This window comes from Actinophytocola sp. KF-1 (genome assembly GCF_054661535.1).
In genome coordinates, this window is the sequence record NZ_BAAFVK010000002.1 from 486,763 (window position 1) to 512,777 (window position 26,015).

Consider the following 26,015-nt stretch of genomic DNA (forward strand, 5'->3'; position numbering starts at 1 on the left):
TTACTTGACCTGCGCCAGCGCGGAGTTGACCTTGCCTTCCGCGTCCGACAACAGCTGGTCGATGTCGGCGTCCTTGTTGGTCAGCACACCCTGCATCACGTTGTCCAGCGCGGCGTACACCTGCTGGGCGTTGGGCGGCTCGATCTTCTTGTCGAGGTCGGCGAGGCCGTCGACGTAGGGCTGGTAGTTCTCGACCGGCATGGTGGCGTACTTGGCGCGCAGGGTGCCCTGCTGGTCGCGCAGCGCGCCGGTCCAGACGTCGGAGGAACCCGCGGGCGGCGAGGTGGGCAGGCCGATCGGCTGGTCCTGCTCGGAGTACCGCTTGAGGTCGGCCTCCATGCGGTCCGGGTTCAGGTACTTCCAGGAGATCCACGCCAGGCCGGCCTTGATCTTCTCCGGCGACGCCTTCGGGTTGATCATGTAACCCTCGCCACCGACGAGGGTGCCGTTGCCGCCGGGCAGCGGCGCGAGGCCGTAGTTCGCGTAGTCGCCCTTGAACTGGTTGACGAGCACGGGCACGTTGTCCGGCGCGGCGATGTACATGCCGAGCTGGCCCGCGCCCATCATGCGCTGCACGTCCTCGATCACGAGGAGCTGCTTGCTGCCCATCGTGTTGTCGGTCCAGCGCATGTCGTGCAGCGCCTGCGCGACCTCCTTGCCCTTGTCGTTGTTGAAGTCGGCGACCCACTTGTCGCCGTCCTGCTTGGCGATGTCACCGCCGACGGAGTACATCCAGGTCGTGAAGTGCCAGCCGCCCTGGTTGTTCTTGCTGTACTCGGCGAAACCCACCGTGTTGTTGCCCAGCGCGGTGATCTTCTTGGCGGCCTCGCGCACCTCGGCCCACGTCGACGGCGGCTTGTTCGGGTCGAGGCCCGCGTCGGTGAAGAGCTTGCGGTTGTAGAGCAGGCCCATCGAGTAGTTGGCGGTCGGCAGGCCGTAGACCTTGCCGTCCTTGGTGAAGATGTCCTTGAGCTCGGGCTGCAGCTCGTCGTAGTGCGGCACGTCCTTGACGTACGCCGAGATGTCGGCGGCCTGGCGGCGCGCGATCAGGTTCGCGGGGTCGGTGAGGTAGACGTAGAAGACGTCCTCCAGTTGGCCGCCGGCGAGCTTCGAGTTGAAGGTCTTGGGGTCCATGAACCCCTCGCGGGGCTGGATGTCGATGTTCTTGTGCGTCCGCTCGAACTCGGCGACGTCCTCGTCGAAGATCTTCCGCTCGAACGGCTGCGTCTTCGGCGGCTGGCCGTTCACCGTGATCGTGACCTTGCCGTTCGCGCTGCCTTCGTCGCCGCCGTCGCCGCAGGCGGCCAGACCGACACCGAGCCCGGCGGCCAGCACGAGGCTGAACGACCTGCGCGTGAATGTGTTCATGGTTGTCGTAACCCTCCGGCCCGTGTCCCGGGTAGCAGTCGGTGGGGAAATTTGGTGAGCAACACCATAGGTCTGGCGAACGGAGTCTTGCAATAGTTCGACAGAGATTTGAAAAAATCTGACTCTAGCGGGCGTGGGTCGTCTCGGATGGGTGACGACGGGGTTGCGTTCGAGCCGCTGAACCGGTCATGACCGGGCGGAGGAGGCCGGGGTCGTCCTGAAGGCGCGTTCATGTCACCGGGCGGCCTGACCGCGCCTTTCAGGACAGGCCCGATGTCTCGCCGCGCCTTTCAGGACGCCCCGGACAGCGTCATGCGCGTAGCCCCTGCGCATGGCAGCACAACTGCTCGAGGGCAGTCTCAACCGAGGTGGTGGCCGGCCACCGTCATCGCGGGAGATCCGGATCGTGGCGAGGCCTGCTTGGGGGCAGTCTCAACCGAGGTGTCCGGTCATCTCCGTCGCGGGGCCCGACTGCGATGAGGCCTGCTTGGGGCGATCTCGATCGAGGTGTCCGGGCGCCTTCATCGCGGGAGCCCCGATCGTGGTGAGGCCACCTTGGGGCAGTGAGGTCTCCGAGCACCCGTCATCGCGGGAAGCCCCACCGTGGTGAGGCCTGGCTTGGGGGCAACCCTCGCCCATGGTGTCCGAGCACCGTCATCGCGGGAAGCCTCCACCGTGGCGAGATCTGCTTGCGGGCAACCTCAGCCGAGGCGTTCCGGGCACCGTCATCGCGGGAAGCCCCACTGTGGTGAGGCCTGGGTTGGGGCAACTCTCGCCCATGGCGTCCGAGTACCGTCATCGCGGGACGCCTCCACCGTGGCGAGATTTGCTTGCAGGGCAACCTCAACCAAGGCGTTCCGGGCACCGTCATCGCGGGACGCCCCCACCGTGGCGAGGCCTGGCTTGGGGGCAATCCTCGCCCATGGTGTCCGAGCACCGTCATCGCGGGACGCCCCCACCGTGGCGAGACCTGCTTGCGGGCAACCTCAACCGAGCGTCCGAACACCTCCACCGCAGGAAGCCCGACCACGGCGCAGCCCTGCCGGAGGGCGGCCGCCGGCCCCCGATTTCCAGCCTAGACCGGCCCACCGACACCGAGCCGCCGCGCGGCAGGGGTTGTCCACAGCCGAGGGGGTTGTCCACAGGCCAGGGCGAAGCGAGCGGTTCTGTCGGTGCCTTCCGGTAGCGTGGTTCGAGGGGGCCGGCGGCCACGCCTCACCCGAGCCCCGCCCTCTCCCGGACCGGCGCCGCCGACGCGCGGACCACCAGTTCCGGCTCGAAGAGCAGCTCCTCCATCGACACCTCGTTGCCCGCGATCAGCGCCGCGAGCAGCTCGACCGCGGCCCGGCCCATCGCCTCTATCGGCTGCCGCACGGTCGTGAGCGGCGGGTCGGTGCACGTCATCAGCGCCGAGTCGTCGTACCCGATCACTGACACGTCCTCCGGCGTGCTCAGGCCGAGGCGCCGCACGGCGCGGATCACGCCCAGCGCCAGCGGGTCGCTGGCGCAGATCAACCCCGTGATCCCGTTCTGCACCAACCTCGTCCCCACCGCCTGGCCGCCCTCGACCGAGAACATGGTGTGCCCGATCGTGTGCTCGTCGACCGTGATCCCCGCGCGGTCGGCGCACGCGCGGAACGCCGCCAGCTTCCGCCGCGACGGGATGTGGTCCCGCGGCCCCAGCACCATGCCGATCCGCTGGTGCCCCAGCGCGACCAGGTGCCCGAACGCCTGCTCGACCGCGACCGCGTCGTCGCACGACACGACCGGGTAGTCCAGCTCGATCGACGCGTTGACCAGGACCACCGGCAGCTTGCGCCGCACCAGCTCGTAGTGGTGCTCGTGGTTCGCGTCCTCCTCCGCGTGGCTGCCGCCCGCGAACACGACGCCCGACACCTGCTGGGCCAGCAGCAGCTCGACGTAGTCCGGCTCGGACACGCCCCCGGTGCAGGTGCACAGCACGGGCGTGAACCCCTGTTGTGCCAGTGCGCTGCCCACCACGTCCGCCAGCGCCGGGAAGATCGGGTTCTGCAGCTCCGGCAGCACGAGCCCGACGAGCCGCGCCCGCTCACCCCGCAGCTGCGTCGGCCGCTCGTAGCCCAGCACGTCCAGCGCGGTGAGCACGGCCTGCCGCGTCGACTCGGACACGCCCGGCTTCCCGTTGAGCACGCGGCTCACGGTCGCCTCGCTGACCCCGACCTTCTTGGCCACTTCGGAGAGACGTCGTTGCGCCATGATTGCAAGTCTACGACAACACTTGCAATCGCTTGCGCTGGTTTGCGGAATGTCCGGTTCGAACCTCCCCCCATCGCGAGTCGCGCTCTCGCGCACACCGAGTTGGCGGTTTCGGGCACCTCCGGTCTACCTGAAACCGGCAACTCGGCATGCGCGAGAGCGCGACTCGCGGTGTTCGGGAGCGGGACTCGCGGGCGTGGGGATGGCACGATGCCGGGCGAGGAGGTGGTCCGGTTGGCTGAGCCCGCGTTGCCCGCCACCGTCGTGACCGCCCACCTCGCCACGTGCGCGCGGGCCATCGCCGACGCCGAGCCGGCCGTCGCCGACCTGCCCGAGACCGCCGAGCACCTCGTCGCCGCGCAGCGCGACATCTCCGCCGCCCTCCACCGGCTCGCGACCCGGCTCGCGCGGGGTCCGCTGAGCGAGGACAGGGCGGCGCTGACCGAGGTCCTGCGGGCCGCCGCGGCGGCCTCCGAGCACGCCGCCGACGCTCTCGACGCAGGTGGACAGCTGTTCGAAACAGTTGCGAACGAAACGCTCTTTTAGCTGGTCAGAGCCACTTTTGCGGACTAGAATGGAGAGAGTCCGCGATGGGGAGGTTCGTCTATGCGAAGCGTCTGGAACGGCACGATCAGGTTGGGTCTCGCGAACATCCCGGTGAAGGCGTACGGCGCCACCGAGGAGCGCGGGACCGGCCTGCACCACGTGCACGTGACCGACGGCGGGCGGGTGCGGCACCGCAGGATCTGCGAGGTCGACGGCGAAGAGGTGGAGCTGGCCGAACTGGCGCGCGGCTACGTGCTGCCCGGCGGTGAGACGGTGGTGCTGACCGACGACGACCTCGCCGGGCTGCCGCTGTCGACGTCGCGTGCCATGGACGTCCAGGCGTTCGCGCAGGCGGAGGAGATCGACCCGATCTACTTCGCGCGGAGCTACCACCTGGAGCCGGAACCCGTCGGCGTGAAGTCGTACGTGCTGCTCGCCGAGGCGCTGCGCCGGTCCGGCCGCGTCGCGGTGGTCAAGATCGCGCTGCGGCAGCGGGAGAGCCTCGGGGTGGTGCGGGTCCGTGACCAGGTGCTGGTGCTCGAGACGATGCTGTGGCCGGAGGAGGTCCGCACGCCGGACTTCCCGTTCCTGTACCAGGACGTCGAGGTGAGCGAACGCGAGATCCGCGACGCGACCGAGCTGGTGCAGGGCCTGTCGGAGCGGTTCACGCCGGCGCACTACACCGACGGCTACCGTGCCGCGCTGCGTGCGCTGGTGCAGTCCAAGATCGACGGCAACGAGGTGGTGCAGCCCGCCGCCGAGACGCAGCGGGAGGGCGCGGCCGACCTGCTGAGCGCGCTGCGCACGACGCTCGCGGACAAGCGGATGCCGCGCCAGCGCGTCGAGGAGGCCAAGGCGGCCGAGTCCGCGGCGGCGGAGGCGAAGGAGACCGCGCGGAAGGCGGCGCGCACGAGCCGCCAGACCACCAAGAGCTGATCTCACGAGCAAGGGGCCCGTCCGGAGTGTGTCCGGGCGGGCCCCTTGTGCGTGCCGGTCAGCAGGCGGACACCTGGTCGGGACTCAGCTCACCGTCCTCGCCGAGGATCGACGTGCCGTCGTCGAGGTGGCCGGACCCGTCACGGTAGGAGAGCCGGGGGTCGGTGTGAGCGCCAACGCCACCAGCGTCGACCCGGCGGGCGATGTGAGCCGTCCCGGCGCACGTCGAGCTGGTCGGCGCCGACCTCGCGACCTTGGTCACGTCGATCGGCGCCTGACCGGCTACCTGTCGTCCGGGTCGGCGAGCAGGCCCTGGCGGAGCTGCTCCAGTGTCCGCGACAACAGCCGCGACACGTGCATCTGCGAGATGCCGATGCGCTCCGCGATCTGCGTCTGCGTCATGTGCCGGAAGAACCGCAGCGTCAGGATCTGGCGCTCGCGCTCCGGCAGCGACTCGATCAGCGGCCGCAGCGACTCGTAGTTCTCCACGCCGTCGAGCGCCTCGTCCGGCTGCCCGAGCGTGTCGCCGAGCGGGTCCGAGTCGGCGTCGGGGGACAGCGCCTCGTCCAGCGACATCGAGTGGTACGCGTTGCCTGCCTCGAGGCCCTCGTACACCTGCTCAGGCGTGAGGTCCAGGTGCTTGCCCAGCTCACTGGGGGTCGGCGCGCGGCCGAGGCGCTGCGACAGCTCGGCGCTCGCCGCGTTGATGGCGAGGTTCAGCTCCTTGAGCCGCCTCGGCACGTGCATCGACCAGCTGGCGTCGCGGAAGTGGCGGCGGACCTCGCCCATCACCGTCGGCACGGCGAAGGACAGGAAGTCGGTGCCGCGTTCCGGCTGGAAGCGGTCGACCGCGTTGATCAACCCGAGGGTCGCGACCTGCACCAGGTCCTCACGGGGGACACCGCGGTTGGAGAACCGGGCCGCGATGTGCTCCGCGAGCGGCAGGTGGCCGGTCACGAGCTTGTTCCGAAGTTCCGCGCGCTGGGGATCGCCCTCGGGAAGCGCCGCCATCTCGGTGAACAGCGGGGTCAGGTGTTCGTAGCCGGTGGCCGAACTCTCCTGGTCTCTGGCGCGCGAACTCTGCGTCCCGGTCACCCGGGAAGCCCTTCCGTCCTGCGCTTCGCCAACTGGATGTTGACCAGGTGGGGCGCGTCGGCCTCGTCGGGGCCGTCCACCCACGTGGCCGTGTGGTCGGTGAGCGTGGTCAGCACGCGCCATCCGAACGAGTCACTGCTCGGCTTCGCGTCGCTTGTGGACGGAACCGTCACCGTGAACCTGATCTCGTCGTGGCTGACGCGGAAACTGCACGTCAGGGCCGCGCCGGGCGCACCCTGCGTGATCAGCGTCGAGCACGCCTCGTCGACCGCGAGACGCAGGTCGGCGATGGAGTCCAGGTCGAAGTCCGCGCGCATGGCGATGCTGGCGGCGAGTGACCTGATGATCGGAAGGTTCGTGAGCACGGCGCCGATTCGCAGCTCGATCTCTTCTGGACTGCCGTCCTCGGTTCCCTCGAACATGTACCCCTTGTACCCACAATCTTGAGCAGAAAAACAGGAGTTCGGGCCGCTTCATGACCGCGCTTCCACACCGTATCGGGTCTTTCGGCCCTGCTCAACACACGCCCGCCACTACCCCGTTTGGCGCACGCGGGTTGGTCCGCATAACGTGGGCGGGGCAAGCCGTCGAAACGAGGGAGCCAAACACATGTTGGCGGTAACGGAAGCGGCTGCCGAGGCGATCAGTGCGCTGACCGCTCAGGGTGGCATACAGCAGGAAGGCGGGCTCCGGTTCGCCATGCAGGCGAGTTCCGACTCGCAGGCGGCGCTCGCGCTGAGCGTGGCGCCCGCGCCCGCCGAGGGCGACCAGGTCGTCACGGCGAACGAGGGCGCGCACGTGTTCCTCGAACAGCAAGCGGCCGACTACCTGTCGGACAAGGTCCTCGACGTCCAGCCGGACGCCGACGGGCAGCTGAGCTTCGCTGTCCTCGAGCAGGCCTGACGTTCCACAAAGGACCGGGTCGGGTCACCTGCCCAGGGCCTTCTGCAGTTCCTTCTTGGTCATCGAGGAGCGACCCTTGATGTTCTTCTTCTTGGCCTCGTTGTAGAGCTGGTCCTTGGTCGGCCCGCCCGGTCCCTTGCGGTTGCCGGACCGCTCGCCGCCGCGCTGCTGCGGCGACTTGTCCTTGGTCGAGGTACGGCTGGCCGTCTTCGACTCACCCGACTGCGCGCGGTTCTTGTTCACCGTCCGCGCCGCGATCTCCTTGGCCCGGCCCTCACTGCGGCCCTGCTTCTTCTGGCCTTCCTTGATGTGCTCGTACTGTCGTTCGCGCTTCTTGCTCCACGACTGCGGCATCGTCACACCCCTTTCAGGCTCGTGAGCTGGGAGTACCCACTTCGGTCCCGGCCGAACCGTTGCCGCCCTACGGTGGCGGCATGACACGTGCCGACGCCTTCCGCGCCCTCCACGACGACTTCCTGTTCCTGCCGAACGCGTGGGACGCCGCGTCGGCGGCCGCGCTGGTGGGTGCCGGGTTCCCCGCCGTGGCCACCACCAGCCTGGGGGTGGCGGCGGGCGCCGGGCTGCGGGACGGGGTGGGGGCGTCGCGTGCCGAGACGGTGGCGCTCGCGGGCAGGCTGGCCGGGCTCGCGGTGCCGGTGTCGGTCGACGTCGAGGGCGGGTTCGGCGACGACCCCGGCGCGGTGCGCGAGCTGGGGCACGAGCTGGCGTCGCTGGGGGTCGCGGGCGTCAACATCGAGGACGGCCGCGCGAACCGGGCGCTCCTCGACCCGGCCCACCACGCGCGGCTCGTGGCGGCGATCGGGGAGAGCGGGCTGTTCGTCAACGCACGCACGGACACGTACTGGCTGGACGTCGACCGCGGCAGCACGCTCGACCGGGTCCGTGCCTACGTCGACGCGGGCGCCGACGGGGTGTTCGTGCCGGGCATGACCGACGGCGGGGAGATCGAGGCGCTCGTCGCGGCCGTGCCCGTGCCGGTGAACCTGCTGTTCCAGCCGGGGAGGCTGACGCTGGACGGCGTGCGGGCGCTCGGGGTGCGGCGCGTGAGCACGGGGTCGCTGCTGTTCCGAGCCGCGCTCGGGGCGGCGGTGGAGGTCGCCGGAGCGGTCCGCGACGGCGTGCCGCTCCGGCGTGAAGTCCCCACGGTGCAACAGATCCAGGGGTGGTAGAGGCGAAGACGGCTGCGCGGAGCTTGCGGAGCGAACATCGGACAGAGTCGAACCCGTGTGCACGGCTTTGCAGGCCTCTGCCTGTCCTCTCGGCCACGTCGCCGGGAAACCGTGCGCTGCCAACGAGATTGCCAGCGCACGGTCACCGGGGCAACGGTGCCCAGCGCGTCGGAACCCGTCAGGCGGGCACCTTGTCCTTCTCGGACTCCTCGGCCCGCTCCTCCTCGGTCTCGTCGTCGACCAGCGGCAGGTCGGTCGGCGCGTGCAGTGCCTCGTCGTCGAGGATGCCGGTGCCGCGCGACACCAGGATCGGCACGGTGATCTGGCCTGCCACGTTGGTCGCGGTGCGCATCATGTCGAGGATCGGGTTGATGGCGAACACGATGGCGACACCGGTCGCGATCACCTCAGCGGGCAGGTTCACCGCCGCGAGCGTGAGCGTCAGCATCGTGAACCAGCCGGTGGTGCCCGCGGTGGCCAGCGAGCCGAACACGGCGACGAGCACGATCAGCAGGTAGTCGCCGAACGACAGCGTGATGCCGTTCAGGTTCGCGATGAAGATGGTGGTGGCGGCGGGGAAGACGGCCGCGCAACCGTCCATCTTGGTCGTCGTGCCGAGCGGCACGGCGAAGCTCGCGTACGCGCGCGGCACGCCCAGGTTCACCGCGGCCTGGCGCGACAGCGGCAGCGTCGCACCGGACGACTGCGACACGAACGCGAACTGCAGCGCGGTCCACGACTTGCGGAAGAACGTCAGCGGGTTGATCCTGCCGACGAACCGCAGCAGGATCGGGTAGACGACGAACAGCACCAGCGCGCAGCCGACGTAGACGGCGACGATCAGCGACAGCAGCGGCGCGAAGAACTCGTTGCCGTAGCTGGCGAACGCGTTGCCGAGCAGGCCGAGCACACCGATCGGCGCGAGCCAGATGATCCAGCCCAGCACCTTCTGGATGATGTCGAACGCGGCGCGGTTGAAGTCCACGAACACCCTGGCGCGGTCGCCGAGCGCGTACGCGGCGCCGCCGACGAGCAGCGCGATGAACACCACCTGCAGGATGTTGCCCTCGCTGAACGCGCTGAACACGTTGGTGGGCACGATGCTCTGCACGAACGCCCACCAGTCGCCCGGGCTGCGCTCGGCGATGTTCGCGACCGCGTCCTCCGACGGTGTCACCCGCACGCCGCTGCCGATGTTGCCGATCGTCCCGACGGCGATCCCGATCAGCACGGCGATGAGCGAGGTGATCGCGAACCACAGCAGCGTGCGGCCGCCGAGCTGTGCGGCGGTCTTCGGTCCGCCCAGGCCCCGCAGGCTGGTGATGCCGACCACGATCGCGGTGAACACCAGCGGGATGACCGTGAACTGGACGAGGCTGACGAACGTCTCCCCGATCCGCGACAGGGTGGTGGCGAGCCAGGACACGTCGGCCTGCTTGGCGACGAAGCCCAGCAGGGCGCCGAGCACGAGCCCGGCCAGCACGGCGAGCCCGAACACCGTGTGCCGACGGCTGCGAGTTGTTGTCGACATCTGTACTCCCGATGACGTCAGGTCGTGGCCGGACCGGGCCACCAGGCTCATCCAACAGCAGGTTTGGTGAATTTCTTCCGGCTCTCACGATGTGGACCAGACCTTTTGACCTCGACTTTGGTGGAGGTCATACCGTCGCCGACATGACGATTCTCGTGACCGGAGCCACAGGCAACGTCGGCAAGTACGTGGTGGCGGCCCTGGCTGCCTCGGGTACGCCGGTGCGGGCGGTGACTCGCTCACCATCCCGCGTGCCTGCGGGCATCGAGGTGGCGCGTGGTGACATCGCGGCGGTCGGCTCGATGCTCGACGGCGTCGACCGGGCGTTCCTGCTGTGGCCGCACATGACCGCCGACGGCGCCGAGCCTGTCGTGGCCGCGCTGGCGGCACGCGTGTCGCACGTGGTGTTCCTGTCCGCCCGAGGGGTGACGGACGACTCACCCCTGTTCCACGCGCGGATCGAGAGGTTGCTGCGCGACAGCGGCGTCGACTGGACGTTCCTGCGAGCGGGCGGCTTCGCGACGAACACGCTCGAGTGGGCGCCCCAGGTGCGGACCGGGGTGGTGCGCTGGGTGCACGGTGGCGCCGGCCGGTCGTTGATCCACGAACGGGACATCGCGGACGTCGCGGTGGCGGCGCTCACGTCGCGGAAACACGTCGGGGCGGCGTACGAGCTGACCGGGCCGGAGACGTTGACGCAGGTCGAGCAGGTGCGGACGCTGGGGGCCGCCGTGGGCCGCGAGGTGCGGTGGGAGGAGATGCCGGTCGAGGAGGCGCGGGCGTCGTTGCTGGCGCGGGGGTGGGACCCGGGGTTCGCGGACAACGGGCTCGCGTACTGGGCGTCGCTGGTGGACAACCCGGAGACGGTGACCGGGACGGTCGAGGAGGTGACCGGGAAGCCGGGGCGTGCGTTCGCGGCGTGGGCGGCCGAACACGCGGCGGACTTCCGCTGAGGGTGCCGACCGGCTGTCGGTTTCCCGGGGCTCCCGGGTGGTCGGGCCGCTTCTGGCCTCCGGCTGCCGGGGCCGTTCGGATTTGCCGGGGTGGTGCCCGGACCTTGGTCCCCGAGGTGACCTACGGCTTCGATCGCCGGGGTGGCCTTGGCCTTCCGCCGTCGAGGTAGGTCCGGTGCCCCGATGGTTGGGGCTTGTCGCCCGGTTGCCTGGGACGGGCTCTCCGGATGGGGTGGGGTGGCCTCGGCTCTCGGTCGCGGCGGCGGCTTTCGGTCCTTGATTGGTGTCCGCCTGGGGGCTGCGGTTCGGTTGCGGCGGTGGCTTTCGGTCTTTGGTTGGTGTCCGCGTGGGGCTGCGGTCTTGGTCGCGGTGCTGGTCTTCGGTCTGGATGTGTTGGTTGGTGTCGGCCTTGGGGCCTTTGGGGGCTGCGGTTCTGGTCTTCGGTCTTGATCTGTCGGTTGGTCTCCGCCTTGGATCCGGGGGGCTCCGGTCTCGGTTGCGGCGGTCGCTTTCGGCCTGATCTGTCGGGTGGCTTCCGGTCTCGATCTCTGGGGGGGGGCTGGTCCGATCGTGGAGATGGCTTTGGGTCTCGATCTCCGTGGTGGCTCCGGCCGCGGCGTCGGCCTCGACCCGCCGGGTGGTCCCCGATCCGCCGGTGCGCCTCGATCTCCGGTGGCCCGCGGCGTGGTTCTACTCGGGCGGGCCGAAGCCGTACGGGTACCCGGGTCGGGAGGGCGCGGTGTTCGCGTTCCTGCGGTCCGGTGGCCGTGGCGCTGGAGTCGAGTCCGGTTCTGCCCATGGCGGGGCGGCTCCCGGATTGCGGGGTGACTTCCGGACCTCGGGTCCCCTGGCCCCGGGGCGGCCGCCGGCCCCCGATCTCCAGCGTAGTGCGCGGCACCGACACGAATCGGCTGTCCGCGTGGGGCTGTGGACAACCTCGGGGGCTGTGGACAACCCCGCGTTCGGACGTCTCGGTGGGGGATGGTTGTCGGTGGGCTGTGGAAGGCTGGCTACCGGGGGCCGGAGGCCGGCCCCCGGTAGCCGCCTGGACAGGACGAAGGGGTCCTGCGGAACGCAGGACCCCTTCGTCACGGTCAGCAGCGCACCTTGACCTTCTTCAGGTCCGTCCGCAGAGCAGGTGGCCCGTCGAGCGGGGCCGGGTCCTCCGGGGTCGGCTGCACGCCGGCCGCCGCGACCTTGTCCAGTGTTTCGAGGCCTTCGGCGCCGATCGTGCCGAAGATGGTGTAGTTCGGGCGCAGGTAGGCGTTGCCGTACACGAGGAAGAACTGGCTCCCGTTCGTGTCCGGGCCCGCGTTCGCCATCGCCAGGGTGCCGCGCGGGTAGATCTTCCGCGCACCGGTCGGGTCGGTCGGGGCCGGTTCCAGGTCGACCGGCAGCTCGTCCTTGTACCGGTACCCCGGCCCGCCCTCACCGGTCCCGCTCGGGTCGCCGCACTGCAGGACCTCCAGCGTCGGGTACGTCGTCAGCCGGTGGCACGTCGTCCGGTCGTAGAAGCGCCACTTCGCCAGGTGCACGAAACTCTGCACGGTGCACGGCGCCGCCGCCCGGTCCAACGTCAGCGGCAGCTTGCCCTGGTTCGTCTTCACGTCCACCCGCACCGTGCCGCGGTCCGGCGTCCGCGCCGGGTCGGGTGGCAGCGGCACCGGGCGCGCCGCGGGCTCGTCGGGCGTCGCCGTGTACTGGCACGGGCCGTGGGTGGACCCGTCTCCGGCGGCCGCGGCACCGGTCGGGGCCGTCACCACCAGGCTCGCGGCGGCCACCAGCAAGGCGCTCGCCGCGATCGTGAACTTCCTGACCACTGGTCCTCCTCTTCGCAGGGGCGAGGAAGTCTAGGCCGCAGCGCACGCCTGGCACCAGGGTCGCGTACGCGCCACTCAAGAGCAGTTGACAAACCGGGCGGTCGGTTTTGTACGCTCTCCTGAACAGTTGAGCACCCCGGGAGGACACCGTGCCCGCATCGCGACCAGTACCAGGTGTCCAGGGGCTCCGGCGGTGCGCCGCGCCCCGCTGCGGCCACGCCGCGGGCACCCGCTCCCGCCTCTGCGAACCCTGCCACGACGGGCTCGCCACCCTCCTCACCGACCTGCCCGGGCTGTACGCGGCCGTCGAGCACAGCCGCGTGCCCGGCACCCCCTTGTCCGCGCGGACCGTCGAGGCGCGCACCGCCGTGCGCGGTGTGCTCGCCTCCTGGGCGCACGTCGTCGTCGGCGGGCGGGCCGTGCCCCGGCCGGTCCGGTCCGTCGCCGAGCTGGCCGGCTTCCTGCACCGGCACGTCGACTGGCTGAGCGCCCACCCGGCCGTCGCGGAGATCGTCGCCGAGATCGGTGACCTCACCGCGCGGCTGCGGCACGCCTGCTGCGCCCAGTGCGCGGGCGAGCTGGCCGCGTAAGCCCGCGACCGGGCGATGTCCCTCCTGATCGCCGGTGACGAGGACGTCGTCACCGGCTCGCTGACGGGTGCCGTGCCGGTCACGGCGGCGCTCGACGTGGTCACCACCGCGGCCCGGCGGCTCGGCGCGGTCGGCGTCGCCACGCTCGAGCAACTGCTGCCGCTGCCCGACGACGCGGAATGGCGGCTGACCGCCGACGCGGGCCGCCGCTTCGAGCTGTGCGTGCCGCGGGCGGGCGAGTGGGTGCCGCACGCGACCGGGGAACTGGCCGACGACCCCGGCTGGGACGGGCGCGACGGGTTCGCGGACGCGCGGCACTGGCCGCTCGCCGGCCTGGCCGCGCTGCTGTGCCGGGACGGGCTGGTGCCCGTGCGCTGGCGCGGTGCCGAGGTGCGGCCGGGCGCGGTGCGTGCGCGGGTGGTGTGGGACGGGCGCCGGGCACGGGTGTGGCTCGCCGACACGGAGGGAGTTCCCTCCGGTTACATCGACGAGGTGGTGGTGGGACCGCCGGCGCCGGACGTCGTCGGCGACCACGTGTACCGCGTCGGGTACGACGAGGTGGCGCCGACGTTGCGTGCCGCGGCGCGCACGGTCGTCGACCTCAGGGGCGCCGCGGACCCGGTGACCGAGGCGCTGGACGCCGCGCGCGGGCCGCACGAGGAGCTGGTGTTCCTCGTCGACGACTCCCTGGCGTGCGCGCCCGTCCTCGGGCTGGCCCGGTCGCTGCGCGCCGAGCGTCCCGATTGGACGGTGCGGCTGGTCGTCGTGCGCGCGGGCGCCACGCGCGCCGCCGTCGGCGCCGCGCTGGACGCGGCGGAACCGGAGCTGGTGGTGTCCGGCGCGGCGTTCCTCGCGCCGCGGCTCGAGCCCGTCACGCTCACCGGCGGGCGGGTGCTGGACCCGGGCGGCGCGGTGCTGATCACCGGGGGCACCGGGGAGCTGGGTGGTGTCATGGCCACGCACCTCGTGGTGTCGCACGGGATCCGGCACCTGGTGCTCATGTCGCGGCGGGGCGTGGACGCGCCGGGCGCCGACGCGCTGGCGGCGTCGCTGCGCGCGGCGGGCGCGGCGACCGTGCGGGTGGTGGCCGCGGACGTGGCCGACGAGGGTCAGGTGGCGGCGGTGCTGGCGGCGGTCGGGCGACCGCTGACGGCCGTGCTGCACCTGGCGGGCGTGCTGGACCCGAGGTTCGTGCCGGGGCAGGACGCGACCCGGTTCGGACGGGTGCTGGCCGCGAAGGTCGACGGCGCCAGGAACCTGCACGAGCTGACACGCGACGAGCCGTTGGCGGCGTTCGTGTTGTTCTCGTCGCTGGCGTCGGTGTTCGGCGCGGCGGGGCAGAGCAACTACGCGGCGGCGTGCGCGTACCTGGACGCGCTCGCGGTGCACCGGCGGGCGTCGGGCCTGGTGGCGACGAGCGTGTCGTGGGGGTGGTGGGAGCAGGCGGACACCGGGATGGCCGCGCAGCTGGGGGAGCGGGAGACGGCGCGGGCGCGGCGGCAGGGGGTCGCGGCGCTGACCGTGCGGCAGGGCTGCCGGATCTTCGACGCGGCCATCGCGCAGCCGCTGCCGCACGTGGTCGCGGCGGTGCTGTCGTCGCCGTCGGCGCTGCCCGACGAACGGGAGCGGCTCGGCGCGCTGCGGGAGGAGGAGCGGTGGCAGGCGGCGGTGTCGCTGGTGCGGCGGGAGGCGGCGGTCGTGCTGGGGGCGGAGGTGGGGCAGCGGCAGGTGCTCAGCGATGCGGGCGTGGACTCGTTGACGGCGCTCGAGCTGCGCACCCGCCTGACGGCGGCGACCGGGGTGGCGTTGCCCGCCGCGCTGGTGGTGAACCACCCGACGCCGAACGCGATCGCGCGGCTGATCACGGCCAGGTTGTCGGCGGGTGCGCGGCGAGAGGTGCCGGTGGGGGTGCTGGGGGTCGCGGGTGGCGGGTCGCCGGTGGGTGCGGTGTGGGCGGCGCTCGAACGGGCGGGGATCGTGCCGGGATCCTTGCGGGGGCGGCAGGTCGGTGTGTACCTGGCCATCGCCCGAGAAGGGAGCAACGGCGTTCACCCGGCCGACGAGGTCGCCGCCCGGTTCGGGTTGCTCGGGCCCGCTGTCACGGTGTGTGGTTCGCCGCTGGTGGCTCTGCACCTCGCCAGGGTGGCGGTGCTCCGCGGGGAGTGTGAGCTGGCCGTCGCCGGCGGGAACGACGTCTTCGTGCTGACCGACGGGGATCGGGGGCGGGCGGTGCTCGTCGACTCGGCGCTCGGGGGTGCCGGGACCGGAGGTGGCGCTGATCTCGCGGGTGCTGTTCGCCAGCGGCGGTGGGCCGAGGTGCGCGGGCCCGGGGCGCGGGTGACCGTCGAGCCCCGGCGTCTCCCGCGGGCGTCCCCCGTGGACGGCTTCTTTCCCCTCATCGTCTCCGGGCGGGATCAACGCGAGCTGGTGCGGCACGCGCGGATGTGGGCCGGCTGGCTCGACGACCACCCCGGCGTGCCGTTCGCCGGGGTGGCGCGGACCGCTGCCCTGTGCCGGACGCACTTCGCCGTCCGGGCCGGGGTTGTCGCGCGGTCCGCCGCGGAAGCCGCCGCCGCCCTGCGTGCCATCGAAACCGGGACGGTGGCCACGGCCCGGACCCGGTTGGTGTTCGACTGCTCCGTGCACAGTGGACGGTGGACCGGGATCGGGCGGGACCTGTTCACCGTCGCGGCCTTCGCTGATACGGTCGCCGCCTTCCGGCCGGTCGCCGGGTGGTCCGTGGCCGAGGCCGTCGTGGGGGACTGGGATCTCGACCTCGAGCGGCCGGACGTCGTCCGGACCGTGCTGTCCGCCGTGCGGGCGGGGGTGGCCGCCGCGTTGCGGGAGTGGGGGATCGAGGTGTCCTGCGGGGCACCGGGCGACGCGGACGTGCGGGTGGACCCGGTCGTCGACGGGCCCCGTGGCTTGATGCGCATCGTCCTCGACGCGTTCCTCGGCGGATACCCCGTCGACTGGGCGCTCGTGCTGCCCGCCGCGGACCTCGTCGACTTGCCGACCTCGTTATGCTGCACCGAATGACCGGAGCGGACATCGCACGTGCGGTTCTCGACGCCAACTCCTTCATGACCCTCGCCACCGCCGACGCCGACGGGGTGCCCTGGGCGTCGCCCGTGTGGTTCGCCACCGAGGACTACCGCTCGCTCTACTGGGTGTCCGCACCCGGCGCACGGCATTCGCGGAACCTCGCCGTCCGGCCGGAGATGTCGGCCGTGGTGTTCGACTCGACGCAGGTCCCGTTGCGGGTGCAGGCCGTCTACCTGTCGGGCACCGCCGCCGAGGTGTCCGATGTCGACGCCGGCATCGCGGTGTTCTCGCGGGTGTCCGAGCGCAAGGGGATCGGGACGTGGGACGCCTCGCGCGTGAGCGGCGACGCCCGGTTGCGGCTGTACCGCGCGACCGTCGACGCGCACTACGTCCTCGACCCCGACTCCCCGGTGGACGAGCGGCTGCGCGTCACCCTGTAGACACACGGCGACCGGGTCCGGCTCGGGGCCGGACCCGGTCAGCGCATCGGGTCAGTGCTTGCCCGGCTTGCCCGTGTAGCCGTGGACCTTGCGGACCGCGTTGTCGATCTGTGAGTGGTACTTGCCCTTCGTCCGCTTGTCGATGAACTGGGCCGCCTTCGTGGCCATCTTGTTCACCTTGTCCGGGTTCCGGCGGGCGTAAGTGCGAGCCGCGGCGGCGGTCCCGGCCAGGGCGGTGAGTCTCCTCATGAGCGGCATGGCGCGTCCTTTCCGTCGTCACGTACCCGGTCAACGGAGTACCCGCCCCGCGGAGTTCCCAAAACATGTCGGGAGTTGTTGACATGTCGGAGATCTCCGACATATCTTGGGTCGCGTGCTTGACGATCGACTGTTCACCGCCATGGCCAACCCGGTGCGGCGGCGGTTGCTGGAGCTGCTGAGAGACGGCTCACGCACCGCCGGTGCGCTGGCCGCCCAGTTCGACCTGTCACGACCAGCGGTGTCCGAGCACCTGCAGATCCTGCGGCGCGCGGAGCTCGTGCGCGAGGAGGTGCGCGGCCGGGAGCGGCACTACCACCTGACCGCCGAGCCGCTCGCCGCCGTCAGCGACTGGCTGCACCCCTTCGAGCGCTTCTGGCGTGACCGCATGCGCACCCTGTCCGAGATCATGGAGGAAGACGATGAGCGACACGATCCACGTTGACCAGTTCCTGGCCCAGCCGCCCGCGAAGGTGTGGCGGATGCTCACCGAGCCCGACCGGCTCGCCCGCTGGTGGGCCCAGGGCGACATCCGGCCCGAGGTCGGCCACCGGTTCACGCTCGACATGGGCGCGTGGGGCAGTCAGCCGTGCACGGTCACGGCGGTCGACGAGGAGCGGCTGCTGAGCTACACGTTCGGCGAGGGCGACGTCGACTGGACGATCACGTGGCGGCTCGTGGAGGAAGGCGCGGGCACCCGGCTCTTCCTGGAACACGGCGGGTTCGACCTCGACGACCCCCGCCACCAGCACGCGTTCACGAACATGTCCCGCGGCTGGGCGACCGCGGTGCTGCCCCGCCTGGCCCGCGAGCTGGAGGAGGTCACCGCGTCCTGACCCCGTTGTGGTGCCCTTCGAGACGGGCTCGACGGGCACCACCGCGCTACCGACGGCGCTTGATCCACCACGGTTGGCGGCGCAGGAACCACACGGCGACCGCCGCCGGCCCCACCGTGACCAGCACGGGCGTCCACGGCCAGGAGGAGTCCGACCGGGGCGGCGCGCCGGCGTCGCGCGACAGGTCGACGCGGGAGTTGCCGGGGTTCTCCGGGTCGTAGATGAGCTTGATCTTCCGCCCGACCATGTCCGGGTTCGTGAAGTCGCCGGAACCGTGGTGGATCCGGCCGTCGACCGTGTAGTGGTACCGCATCCGCTCGTGCTTGACCGGTCCGTCCGGGTCGACGCTGTCCACGACGCCGACGACCCGCTGCCCCCGCTCGTCGAGTGCCTGGTCCGCCGCGTAGTCCCGGAAGGCGGGCACGAGGCCGAAGACCACGAGAACCGTGCCCGCCACGGCACCCACCACGAGGACCAGCACGGCGAGCACCACCTTCTCGGCACGCGACAGCGGCTCACGGGGCGTGCGAGGTCGGAACCTCCGCGCCCACCAGGGCACCTCCGGCGGTATCACGCGGTCAACGGTAGGTCGCCGGTGTCCGGTGTGGTGCGCAGGCCGCGAAGTTGCGTGCTCAGTTGCTAGCTGCCCAGGGGCAACGTGACCCGCAGCGTGGTCGGGCCGCCGGCCGGGCTGTCGAGGGTCGTCGTGCCGTCGAAGGCCGCGACCCGGCGCCGGATGCCGGACAGCCCCGTGCCGTGCTCCTCGTCGGCACCGCCGTGGCCGTCGTCCCACACCTCCAGCACCAGGTGGTCGGTGGCCGACAGGCGCACCTCGCAGCGGGTGGCGCCGCTGTGCTTGGCGACGTTCGTCAGGGCCTCCGCCACCACGAAGTAGGCCGCCGACTCGACCGCGGCCGGGGCACGCCGCAGGTCCGTCACGGTCAGCTCGCACGGCACTCCGCTGCTCGCGATGAGGCCCGCGATCGCACCGTCCAGCCCGCGTTCCGACAGCACCGGCGGGTAGATGCTGCGCACCACGCCACGCAGCCCGGACAGGGCGTCGCTCACCGCGTCCTGGGCCTGCAACACCATCGGCAGCGCCGCCGCCGGGTCACGCCGCAGCGCGCGTTCCACGATCCCCAGGTGCATGGCGACGGCCACCAGCTTGTTCTGCGTGCCGTCGTGCAGGTCCCGCTCGATGCGGCGCAGTTCCGCGCCGTGCGCCTCCAGCGCGGCGGCGCGGGACGCGGTCAGCTCGGCGACCCGCATCGCCAGCCGGGCGCCGGCGGGCGGGGACAGCAGCGCCCGTGCCGCCCGGGACTGCGACCGGCCCAGCCACGGCACGAGCCACAGCGACAGCAGCGCGTACCCGACCGCGACCAGCGGCATGAACGCCGCGCCCAGCCACGACGTCACCGGGTACGGCGACGTGACCGGGTCGTCCGCAGGCACCGCCCACCAGTAGAACGGCACGAGCACCGCGTTGATCGCCGACGCGGGCAGCGCGAACCCGACCAGGCCGACGACCGTGCCGGTGAGCCCGTGCACGACCAGCCAGGTGAGGTCACGACGGGCGTCCCACAGCCGCTCCGGCGGGGCGGGCTCGGGGATCGGCGCACCCGTGAACGCCGCGACCCTGGCGCGTTCGCGGCCCGCCCAGTCGTGCAGCCAGCGCAGCGCGGTCGGGCGCACCACCAGCAACAGCACCAGCATGAACGGCAGCAGGAACAGCGACACGAGCCCGGTGAACGCGCCCACGAGCAGGTAGCGCACCGTCCGCCAGACCGCCGCGACCCGTTCTCGCATGTCACCAGCATGGGGTATAGCCAGCTGTACCTCGAATCCGGTACCTGGCTGCATCGTGCCGACGGTCGCGAGTTCCTAGTTTTGACCGCGTGTCCGAAACCATGATCTCCGGCGCGACGGCCGTCCGGCTCGCCGATGTGTCCAAAGTGTACGGCCGGGGGGACGCGGCCGTGACCGCGCTCGACCACGTCAGCATCGACCTCGCCCGCGGTTCCTTCACCGCGGTGATGGGCCCGTCCGGTTCCGGCAAGAGCACCTTCCTGCACTGTGCCGCCGGGCTCGACCGGCCGACGTCGGGCACCGTGTGGCTCGGCGGCACCGACCTGTCGCGGCTCAAGGAGGCCGCGCTCACCGCGCTGCGCCGCGAGCGGGTCGGGTTCGTGTTCCAGGCCTACAACCTGCTGCCCGCGCTCACCGTCGAGCAGAACGTCACGCTCCCGCTGCGGCTCGCGGGCCGCGCGGTCGAGCGGGACTGGCTGCGCGAGGTCGTCACGAGCGTCGGCCTCGTCGACCGGCTCACGCACCTGCCGTCCGAGCTGTCCGGCGGCCAGCAGCAGCGGGTGGCGATCGCCCGCGCGCTGGTCACCCGGCCGGACGTGATGTTCGCCGACGAGCCGACCGGCGCGCTCGACACCCGCACCGGCAAGCAGGTGCTCGGGCTGCTGCGCACGGTCGTGTCCCGCTTCGGGCAGACCGTGCTGATGGTGACCCACGACCCGGTGGCCGCCGCCTACGCGGACCGGGTCGTCTTCCTCGCCGACGGCCGCTTCGCCGACGAGCTGCACCGGCCGTCGCCCGAGGTGGTCGCCGAGCGCATGACGCACCTGGGGGAGTGGTGATGTTCGAGCACGCGAAGGCGACGATCCGGCACCGCAAAGGCCCGTTCGCCGGCATGTTCGTCGCGGTGCTCGCCGCCGCGGCGCTGCTGACCGCGCTCGGGGTGCTGTTCGAGTCGGGACTGCGCTCCGGGGTGCCGCCGCAGCGGTACGCGGGCGCGCCGGTCGTCGTCGGCGCGCCGCAGGCGATCCCGGTGGTCGAGGACCTCGACCAGCCCTACAGCGAGCGGGTCCCGCTGCCGGTCGGCACGGTCGAGGAGGTCGCCGCCGTGCCCGGTGTCGCGAAGGCCATCGGCGACGTCACCGTGCCGGTCACCGTCGGCGGCGTGCCCGCGGACGCGCACGGGTGGAGCTCCGCCGAGCTGGCGCCGTTCTCGTTGCGGGACGGGCAGAAGCCACGCACGGACGGTGTCGTGCTGGACGCCGCGCTGGGGGCGCGGGCGAAGGTCGGCGACCGGATCGAGATCGCTGTCGGGGCCGTGCCGAGGACGTTCACCGTCACCGGCATCACCGCGCAGGCACACCCCCGCGCGGCCGCGTTGTTCTTCACCGACGAGCAGGCCGGGGCGCTGTCCGGCAGGCCGGAGCAGGTCGACGCGGTCGGCGTGCTCACCGAGCCCGGGGTGGCCGCAGGCGACCTGGCGGCGCGGATCGCCGCCGCCCTGCCGGACGTGGTCACCTACACCGGCGACGCACGCGGCGACGTCGAGTTCCTGGACGTCGGGCAGGTGCGGTCGCAGCTGGTCCTGCTGTCGCTGTCGTTCGCGGGCACCGCGATCATGATCGCCATGCTCGTGGTGGCGAGCACGCTCGCGCTGTCCGTGCGGCAGCGGCGCAGGGAGATCGCGTTGCTGCGGGCCGTCGCGGCGACGCCCCGCCAGGTGCACCGCATGATCGGCGCCGAGATCCTGCTGGTCGCGGGCAGCGCCGCGGTGCTCGGCACGCTGCCGGGGTACGCGCTGGCCTACGGGTTGCGGTCGGGGTTCGCGACGGCCGGGATGCTGCCCGGCGACTTCGGGCTGGCGCTCGGTCCCGTGCCGGGCGTGGCGGCACTGCTGCTCTGCCTGGTCACCGCGCGGATCGCGGGCTGGGTCGCGGCGCGGCGGGTGGCGAGGATCCAGCCGGTCGAGGCGCTGCGCGAGTCGGCGGTCGACGTGCAGCCGGTGGGGCGGGCCCGGGTGCTGGCGGGGGTGGTCGCGCTCGCGTTGGGGACGGGCGCGGCCGCCGCACCGGTGTTCCTGCCCGGCGAGACCGCGGTCGCGGGCGCCGCGGGCTCGGCGCTGCTGATGGTCGTGGGCATCGCCTTGCTCGGCCCGAAGCTCGTCGCGGCCGCGATCCGGCTGGTCGGCGGCCCGCTGCGGAAGGCGGCGCCGGTCGGCGGGTACCTGGCGGTGGCGAACGTGACCGCCGGCGCGCGGCGGCTCGCCGTCGCCGTGACCCCGCTGGTGCTCGCGGTCACGCTCGCGTCGGTGCAGGTCTTCGCGCAGACCACGGTCGACGCGGAGGCCGCCGACCAGGTGGACCGCGGTGTGGTGGCCGACTTCGTGGTGACCGCGCCGTCCGGGCTGGCCCCGTCGGTCACCGACGAGGTGCGGGCCGCCGACGGCGTCGCCGGGGTGACACCCGTGGTGCGCAGCCAGGCGTTCGTGCGGCACCTCATGGCGGGCACGTGGGAGACCACCCCTTATGCGGCACAGGGCGTCGATCCAGCCGGTCTTGCGCGGACCCTCGACCTCGTGTCCCGCGAAGGCGACCTGAACTCGTTGCGCGGCAACACGATCGCACTGTCCACGATGGCCGCCGAGACCGTCGGCGTCGGCATCGGCGACCGGATGGACGTCCACCTGGGCGACGGCGCGGTCGTGCACCCGACCGTCGTCGCGACCTACCAGCGCGGCCTCGGGTTCGGCGACCTGACGCTGCCGCACGACGTGCTGCTCGCGCACACCACGAGCAGGCTCGACCAGTCGATCCTGGTGGACGCGGCCGATCCCGCTGCCGCCGCGCGGTCGCTCGCGGCGATACCGGGTGTCGTCGTGGCCGACCGGCAGGCGCTCGCCGCCGCCGGACAGTCCGAACGGGACGCGAAGTCGTGGGTGAACCTGATCGCGTTGTTCGTGATCCTCGGCTACGTGGCGATCGCCGTGGTGAACACGCTCGTGATGGCGACGGCCGCGCGGTCGCGCGAGTTCGCGCTGCTGCGGCTGGTCGGCACCGGCAAGCGGCAGGTGCGGCGGATGACGTTGATCGAGTCGCTGATCGTCGTCGCGATCGCCGTGGTGGTCGGGTCGCTGGCCGCGCTGCCGCCGCTGGTGGGCATGAGCATCGGCATGACCGGGTCGCCGGTCCCGGCGGTCGAACCGCTCGCGTTCCTCGGCATCGTCGGTGTCACGGGACTGCTGGGGCTGCTGGCGATCGGCGTGCCGACCAGGGTCGCGTTGCGTGCGCGGCCGATCACGGCGATCGCCTGATTTCACACGTTCTTTGCTTATCACCCCTTTCGGTCCGGCTTGCTGGGATTGGTCCCACAGCCAACCGAAAGGGGTCCGGCACATGCGGATCAGGACACTGGCAGGGATCGCGGTCGCGGGTGCGGCCACCGCGGCGGCCGTCGTCGGCGGGGTGGCCTACGCGACCGCCGACGAGAACGACCCGACCGTGCGGATCGTGCAGCAGGAGCAGCCCGCCGACGAGGCGGCACGACAGGAGCAGCCCCGCGAGGACTGCCCGGAGAAGTCCGGCGAGGCGGCGGCCCCGCAGGGGACGGGACTGTGAACCCCGCCCCGGCGCAACTGCTCGAGCAGACGTTGTTCGAGGTCAAGCGGACGATCGTCGGGCAGGACCGGCTCGTCGAGCGGCTCGTCGTCGCGCTGCTCGCCGACGGGCACTGCCTGCTCGAGGGCGTGCCCGGGGTGGCGAAGACGCTGGCCGCCCGCACGCTGGCGACGGTGGCGGGCGGCAGCTTCTCCCGCATCCAGTTCACGCCCGACCTCGTGCCGTCCGACATCGTCGGCACGCGGATCTACCGGCCGTCGCGGGAGGGCTTCGACGTCGAGCTCGGCCCGGTGATGGCGAACGTCGTGGTCGCCGACGAGATCAACCGGGCACCCGCGCGGGTGCAGTCGGCGTTGCTGGAGGCCATGGCCGAGCGGCAGGTGTCGATCGGTGAGCGCAGCCACCCCGTGCCGAGGCCGTTCCTCGTGCTGGCGACGCAGAACCCGATCGAGTCCGAGGGCGTGTACGCGTTGCCGGAGGCGCAGCGCGACCGGTTCCTCATGAAGATCGTCGTCGGCTACCCGTCGGACAACGAGGAACTCGCGATCCTGTACCGGATGGGCGTGCGGCAACCGGAAGTGCGGCCGGTGCTGAACCCCGAGGTGTTGCTCGCGTTGCAGGACAAGGCACGGGACGTGCACGTGCACCACGCGCTCGCCGAGTACGTGGTCGCCCTGGTGCTCGCGACGCGCGACCCGGAACGGTTCGGCCTGCCGGACGTGGCCGCCGCACTGCAGTTCGGCGCCTCCCCGCGCGCCACGCTCGGTCTGGTGGCGGCGGCACGTGCCCTCGCCCTGCTGCGTGGCCGCGAGTACGTGCTGCCCGCCGACATCCAGGAGCTGGCCGTCGACGTACTCGCGCACCGGCTGGTGCTGTCGTTCGACGCGCTCGCCGAGGGCGTGTCGACGGACACGTTGGTACAGCGCATCCTGAGTGCCGTCCCGGTGCCGGTGATCGCGCCCCTGCAACAGGACGCCGCATGACCGACCTGCAGGAGCAGCGGTTGCGGCGCCTGGAGCTGACCGTGACCCGGCGTCTTGACGGGTTGCTGCGCGGTCAGTACGCCGGGTTCCTGCCCGGCGCCGGGACCGAGATCGCGGGCAGCCGCGAGTACCGGCCCGGCGAGGACGAGGTGCGGCGGATGGACTGGGCCGTCACCGCCCGGACCGGCACCCCGCACGTGCGGGAGACCGTCGCCGAGCGCGAGCTGACCGTGTGGGTGCTGGTCGACGGCACCGCCAGCATGGACTTCGGCACCGCCGACCTGGAGAAACGCGAGCTGGCGGTGGCCGCGGTCGCGGCGGTCGGGTTCCTGACCGCCGGTGCGGGCAACCGGCTCGGCGCGGAGCTGATGCTGCCGTCCGGGATCCGCCGCTACCCGGCGCGGACCGGCCGCACACACCTGCACGGGTTGCTGCGGACGTTGCTCGCGACCCCGCGTGCCGAACCCGGCCCGCACGTGTCCCTTTCGGACTCGCTGGAGGGGCTGCACCGGGCGCTCCGACGGCGTGGGCTGGTCGTGGTGGTGTCCGACTTCCTCGACGACCCCCGGTCGTGGGAACCGGCGCTGCGGCTGCTCGCGTTGCGGCAGCAGGTGATCGCGATCGAGGTCACCGACCCGCGTGAACTCACGCTGCCCAACGTCGGCGTGCTGACGGTGGTCGACCCGGAGACGGGACGGCGGCGGGACGTGCCCACCGCGTCGCGGAAGGTGCGGGCCCGGTTCGCCGCGGCGGCCGCCGCGCAGAAGGACGCCGTGCGCACCGCGATCCGCCGTGCGGGCGCCGCGCACCTGCCGCTGTGCACCGACCGGGACTGGGTCGCCGACGTCGTCCGCCACGTCCACCTGCAACGGAGGTTGGCTCGGTCATGACTTTCCTGGCGTCGGGGCGCCTCTGGCTCTTGGCCGGGGTGGTCGCCCTCGTGATCCTCTACGTCGTCCTGCAGATCCGGCGCAGCGAGTACGCGGTGCGGTTCACCAACCTGCCGCTGCTGGAGAAGGTCGCGCCGACGCGGCCCGGCTGGCGCCGCCACCTGCCCGCGTCCCTGTTCGTGATCATGCTGGCGCTGCTGGTGGTCGGCTTCGCGCAGCCCGCGGCGGCCGTCCAGGTGCCGCGTGAGCGGGCGACGGTGATCGTCGCGGTGGACGTGTCGCCGTCGATGGGCGCCGACGACGTGCCACCGGACCGGCTCGCCGCCGCCCGTGCCGCCGCGCACGACTTCGTGGACCTGCTGCCGTCGCAGTTCAACGTCGGGCTGGTCGCGTTCGCCGGGACCGCGCAGGTCGTGGTCGCCCCGGTGACCGACCGGGACGCGCTGCGGGCGGGCATCGACCGGCTGACCGTCGGCACGGTCACCCAGCCGGGTACCGCGATCGGTGACGCGATCGCCGCGTCGCTGCGGGCTGTGCGCACCGCGGACGCGGGCGCCGAACCACCGCCCGCGCGTGCGGTCGTGCTGTCCGACGGCGCCAACACGCAGGGCACCGACCCGGCCGTCGCGGCGTCCGAGGCGGCCGCCGCCGAGGTGCCCGTCGACACCATCTCCGTCGGCACCCCGGACGGCGCCATCGAGCAGGGCAGCGACCGGATGGCCGTGCCGGTGAACGGCGAGACGTTGCGCGCGGTCGCGGAACGGACCGGCGGCACCTACCACGAGGCGGCCACCACGAACGAGCTGCGCGACGTCTACGCCGACATCGGCAGCTCCGTCGGCTTCCGCACCGAACAGCAGGACGTGTCGTACCGCTTCATCGGGCTGGGCCTGCTGTTCGGGCTCGCCACCGCGGGCACCTCACTGCTCTGGTTCTCGAGACTCCCGTAGGAGAGCGCGATGCGGTCACCCGGTCTTGG

27 protein-coding genes are annotated in these 26,015 nt (G+C 72.0%); 16 read left to right on the plus strand and 11 right to left on the minus strand.

Translation table 11 applies throughout. The features are described from left to right. Together ACYQ77_RS08065 and ACYQ77_RS08070 are read right to left on the minus strand one after the other, a co-directional pair. On the minus strand, positions 1-1,368 hold the full coding sequence (locus ACYQ77_RS08065; RefSeq protein ID WP_459708966.1) for an ABC transporter substrate-binding protein: 1,368 nt from the start codon (positions 1,366-1,368) through the stop codon (positions 1-3). A gap of 1,215 nt (positions 1,369-2,583) precedes the next feature. Then, positions 2,584-3,603, minus strand: coding sequence for a LacI family DNA-binding transcriptional regulator (locus tag ACYQ77_RS08070; protein ID WP_459708968.1), 1,020 nt, complete (start codon positions 3,601-3,603; stop codon positions 2,584-2,586). A gap of 210 nt (positions 3,604-3,813) precedes the next feature. On the opposite strand from ACYQ77_RS08070, the gene ACYQ77_RS08075 reads away from it, so the two are divergent. Both ACYQ77_RS08075 and ku read left to right on the plus strand, forming a co-directional pair. Next, positions 3,814-4,149: a hypothetical protein gene (locus tag ACYQ77_RS08075; RefSeq protein WP_459708970.1), complete on the plus strand. Its 336-nt coding sequence runs from the start codon at positions 3,814-3,816 to the stop codon at positions 4,147-4,149. A gap of 60 nt (positions 4,150-4,209) precedes the next feature. After that, the gene (gene ku / locus ACYQ77_RS08080) at positions 4,210-5,085 is read left to right on the plus strand and encodes a non-homologous end joining protein Ku (RefSeq protein WP_459708971.1); all 876 of its coding nucleotides are present in this window, start codon (positions 4,210-4,212) and stop codon (positions 5,083-5,085) included. A 58-nt stretch (positions 5,086-5,143) separates the two neighbouring features. On the opposite strand, the gene ACYQ77_RS08085 is transcribed toward ku, so the two are convergent. The 3 genes from ACYQ77_RS08085 to ACYQ77_RS08095 are packed head-to-tail and all read right to left on the minus strand — an operon-like array spanning position 5,144 to position 6,602. Further along, complete coding sequence (locus ACYQ77_RS08085) at positions 5,144-5,347, minus strand: hypothetical protein (protein WP_459708973.1); 204 nt, start codon at positions 5,345-5,347, stop codon at positions 5,144-5,146. A 20-nt stretch (positions 5,348-5,367) separates the two neighbouring features. Beyond that, positions 5,368-6,180 (minus strand): RNA polymerase sigma factor SigF, encoded by an 813-nt coding sequence (locus ACYQ77_RS08090; protein WP_459708975.1) that lies wholly within the window; start codon positions 6,178-6,180, stop codon positions 5,368-5,370. Then, positions 6,177-6,602 carry an ATP-binding protein gene (locus ACYQ77_RS08095; protein WP_459708976.1) on the minus strand — a complete coding sequence of 142 codons (426 nt, stop codon included), beginning with the start codon at positions 6,600-6,602 and terminating at the stop codon, positions 6,177-6,179. Before ACYQ77_RS08095 ends, ACYQ77_RS08090 begins: the two co-directional genes overlap by 4 nt. Positions 6,603-6,789: 187 nt before the next feature. Here ACYQ77_RS08095 and ACYQ77_RS08100 point away from each other — a divergent pair, with 187 nt between their 5' ends. Beyond that, complete coding sequence (locus tag ACYQ77_RS08100; RefSeq protein ID WP_459708978.1) at positions 6,790-7,083, plus strand: iron-sulfur cluster biosynthesis protein; 294 nt, start codon at positions 6,790-6,792, stop codon at positions 7,081-7,083. Positions 7,084-7,107: 24 nt separating this feature from the next. On the opposite strand, the gene ACYQ77_RS08105 is transcribed toward ACYQ77_RS08100, so the two are convergent. Then, positions 7,108-7,437, minus strand: a complete 330-nt coding sequence (locus ACYQ77_RS08105) for a plasmid stabilization protein (protein ID WP_459708980.1) — start codon at positions 7,435-7,437, stop codon at positions 7,108-7,110. 80 nt (positions 7,438-7,517) lie between these two features. Between ACYQ77_RS08105 and ACYQ77_RS08110 the strand changes: the two genes are divergently transcribed. Further along, entirely contained in the window at positions 7,518-8,273 is a 756-nt protein-coding gene (locus ACYQ77_RS08110) for an isocitrate lyase/PEP mutase family protein (protein ID WP_459708981.1), read from the plus strand. A gap of 178 nt (positions 8,274-8,451) precedes the next feature. Here ACYQ77_RS08110 and ACYQ77_RS08115 read toward each other — a convergent pair whose 3' ends face one another. Continuing rightward, positions 8,452-9,804, minus strand: coding sequence for a dicarboxylate/amino acid:cation symporter (locus ACYQ77_RS08115; protein ID WP_459708983.1), 1,353 nt, complete (start codon positions 9,802-9,804; stop codon positions 8,452-8,454). Between the two features lie 143 nt (positions 9,805-9,947). Here ACYQ77_RS08115 and ACYQ77_RS08120 point away from each other — a divergent pair, with 143 nt between their 5' ends. Further along, entirely contained in the window at positions 9,948-10,757 is an 810-nt protein-coding gene (locus tag ACYQ77_RS08120) for an NmrA family NAD(P)-binding protein (protein WP_459708985.1), read from the plus strand. Between the two features lie 1,094 nt (positions 10,758-11,851). Here the strand turns inward: ACYQ77_RS08120 and ACYQ77_RS08125 are convergent. After that, complete coding sequence (locus tag ACYQ77_RS08125; RefSeq protein WP_459709749.1) at positions 11,852-12,559, minus strand: peptidylprolyl isomerase; 708 nt, start codon at positions 12,557-12,559, stop codon at positions 11,852-11,854. A gap of 167 nt (positions 12,560-12,726) precedes the next feature. Here ACYQ77_RS08125 and ACYQ77_RS08130 point away from each other — a divergent pair, with 167 nt between their 5' ends. From ACYQ77_RS08130 to ACYQ77_RS08140, 3 genes are read left to right on the plus strand one after another with little or no spacing between them, the layout of a single operon-like run. After that, positions 12,727-13,167, plus strand: coding sequence for a hypothetical protein (locus ACYQ77_RS08130; RefSeq protein ID WP_459708987.1), 441 nt, complete (start codon positions 12,727-12,729; stop codon positions 13,165-13,167). A gap of 15 nt (positions 13,168-13,182) precedes the next feature. After that, positions 13,183-16,206: a type I polyketide synthase gene (locus ACYQ77_RS08135; protein WP_459708989.1), complete on the plus strand. Its 3,024-nt coding sequence runs from the start codon at positions 13,183-13,185 to the stop codon at positions 16,204-16,206. Then, positions 16,203-16,652 (plus strand): pyridoxamine 5'-phosphate oxidase family protein, encoded by a 450-nt coding sequence (locus ACYQ77_RS08140; protein WP_459708991.1) that lies wholly within the window; start codon positions 16,203-16,205, stop codon positions 16,650-16,652. The genes ACYQ77_RS08135 and ACYQ77_RS08140 overlap by 4 nt, the downstream gene beginning before the upstream one ends. A gap of 51 nt (positions 16,653-16,703) precedes the next feature. Here ACYQ77_RS08140 and ACYQ77_RS08145 read toward each other — a convergent pair whose 3' ends face one another. Further along, positions 16,704-16,901 carry an antitoxin gene (locus tag ACYQ77_RS08145; protein WP_459708993.1) on the minus strand — a complete coding sequence of 66 codons (198 nt, stop codon included), beginning with the start codon at positions 16,899-16,901 and terminating at the stop codon, positions 16,704-16,706. A gap of 124 nt (positions 16,902-17,025) precedes the next feature. Between ACYQ77_RS08145 and ACYQ77_RS08150 the strand changes: the two genes are divergently transcribed. Beyond that, entirely contained in the window at positions 17,026-17,355 is a 330-nt protein-coding gene (locus ACYQ77_RS08150) for an ArsR/SmtB family transcription factor (RefSeq protein ID WP_459708995.1), read from the plus strand. Next, the gene (locus tag ACYQ77_RS08155; protein ID WP_459708997.1) at positions 17,333-17,746 is read left to right on the plus strand and encodes an SRPBCC family protein; all 414 of its coding nucleotides are present in this window, start codon (positions 17,333-17,335) and stop codon (positions 17,744-17,746) included. The genes ACYQ77_RS08150 and ACYQ77_RS08155 overlap by 23 nt, the downstream gene beginning before the upstream one ends. 46 nt (positions 17,747-17,792) lie before the next feature. Here ACYQ77_RS08155 and ACYQ77_RS08160 read toward each other — a convergent pair whose 3' ends face one another. Both ACYQ77_RS08160 and ACYQ77_RS08165 read right to left on the minus strand, forming a co-directional pair. After that, positions 17,793-18,320: a DUF3592 domain-containing protein gene (locus ACYQ77_RS08160; protein WP_459709000.1), complete on the minus strand. Its 528-nt coding sequence runs from the start codon at positions 18,318-18,320 to the stop codon at positions 17,793-17,795. 65 nt (positions 18,321-18,385) lie between these two features. Further along, positions 18,386-19,552 (minus strand): sensor histidine kinase, encoded by a 1,167-nt coding sequence (locus tag ACYQ77_RS08165; protein ID WP_459709003.1) that lies wholly within the window; start codon positions 19,550-19,552, stop codon positions 18,386-18,388. Between the two features lie 101 nt (positions 19,553-19,653). On the opposite strand from ACYQ77_RS08165, the gene ACYQ77_RS08170 reads away from it, so the two are divergent. The 6 genes from ACYQ77_RS08170 (at position 19,654) to ACYQ77_RS08195 (ending at position 25,986) form a co-directional block, all read left to right on the plus strand. Then, positions 19,654-20,391 carry an ABC transporter ATP-binding protein gene (locus ACYQ77_RS08170; protein WP_459709751.1) on the plus strand — a complete coding sequence of 246 codons (738 nt, stop codon included), beginning with the start codon at positions 19,654-19,656 and terminating at the stop codon, positions 20,389-20,391. Continuing rightward, positions 20,391-22,859, plus strand: coding sequence for an ABC transporter permease (locus tag ACYQ77_RS08175; protein ID WP_459709006.1), 2,469 nt, complete (start codon positions 20,391-20,393; stop codon positions 22,857-22,859). The genes ACYQ77_RS08170 and ACYQ77_RS08175 overlap by 1 nt, the downstream gene beginning before the upstream one ends. Before the next feature lie 82 nt (positions 22,860-22,941). Then, complete coding sequence (locus ACYQ77_RS08180; protein WP_459709009.1) at positions 22,942-23,163, plus strand: hypothetical protein; 222 nt, start codon at positions 22,942-22,944, stop codon at positions 23,161-23,163. Further along, complete coding sequence (locus ACYQ77_RS08185) at positions 23,160-24,146, plus strand: AAA family ATPase (protein ID WP_459709011.1); 987 nt, start codon at positions 23,160-23,162, stop codon at positions 24,144-24,146. The genes ACYQ77_RS08180 and ACYQ77_RS08185 overlap by 4 nt, the downstream gene beginning before the upstream one ends. Beyond that, entirely contained in the window at positions 24,143-25,036 is an 894-nt protein-coding gene (locus ACYQ77_RS08190; protein WP_459709014.1) for a DUF58 domain-containing protein, read from the plus strand. The genes ACYQ77_RS08185 and ACYQ77_RS08190 overlap by 4 nt, the downstream gene beginning before the upstream one ends. Next, complete coding sequence (locus ACYQ77_RS08195; RefSeq protein WP_459709015.1) at positions 25,033-25,986, plus strand: VWA domain-containing protein; 954 nt, start codon at positions 25,033-25,035, stop codon at positions 25,984-25,986. Before ACYQ77_RS08190 ends, ACYQ77_RS08195 begins: the two co-directional genes overlap by 4 nt. The last annotated feature ends 29 nt before the right edge of the window (positions 25,987-26,015 follow it).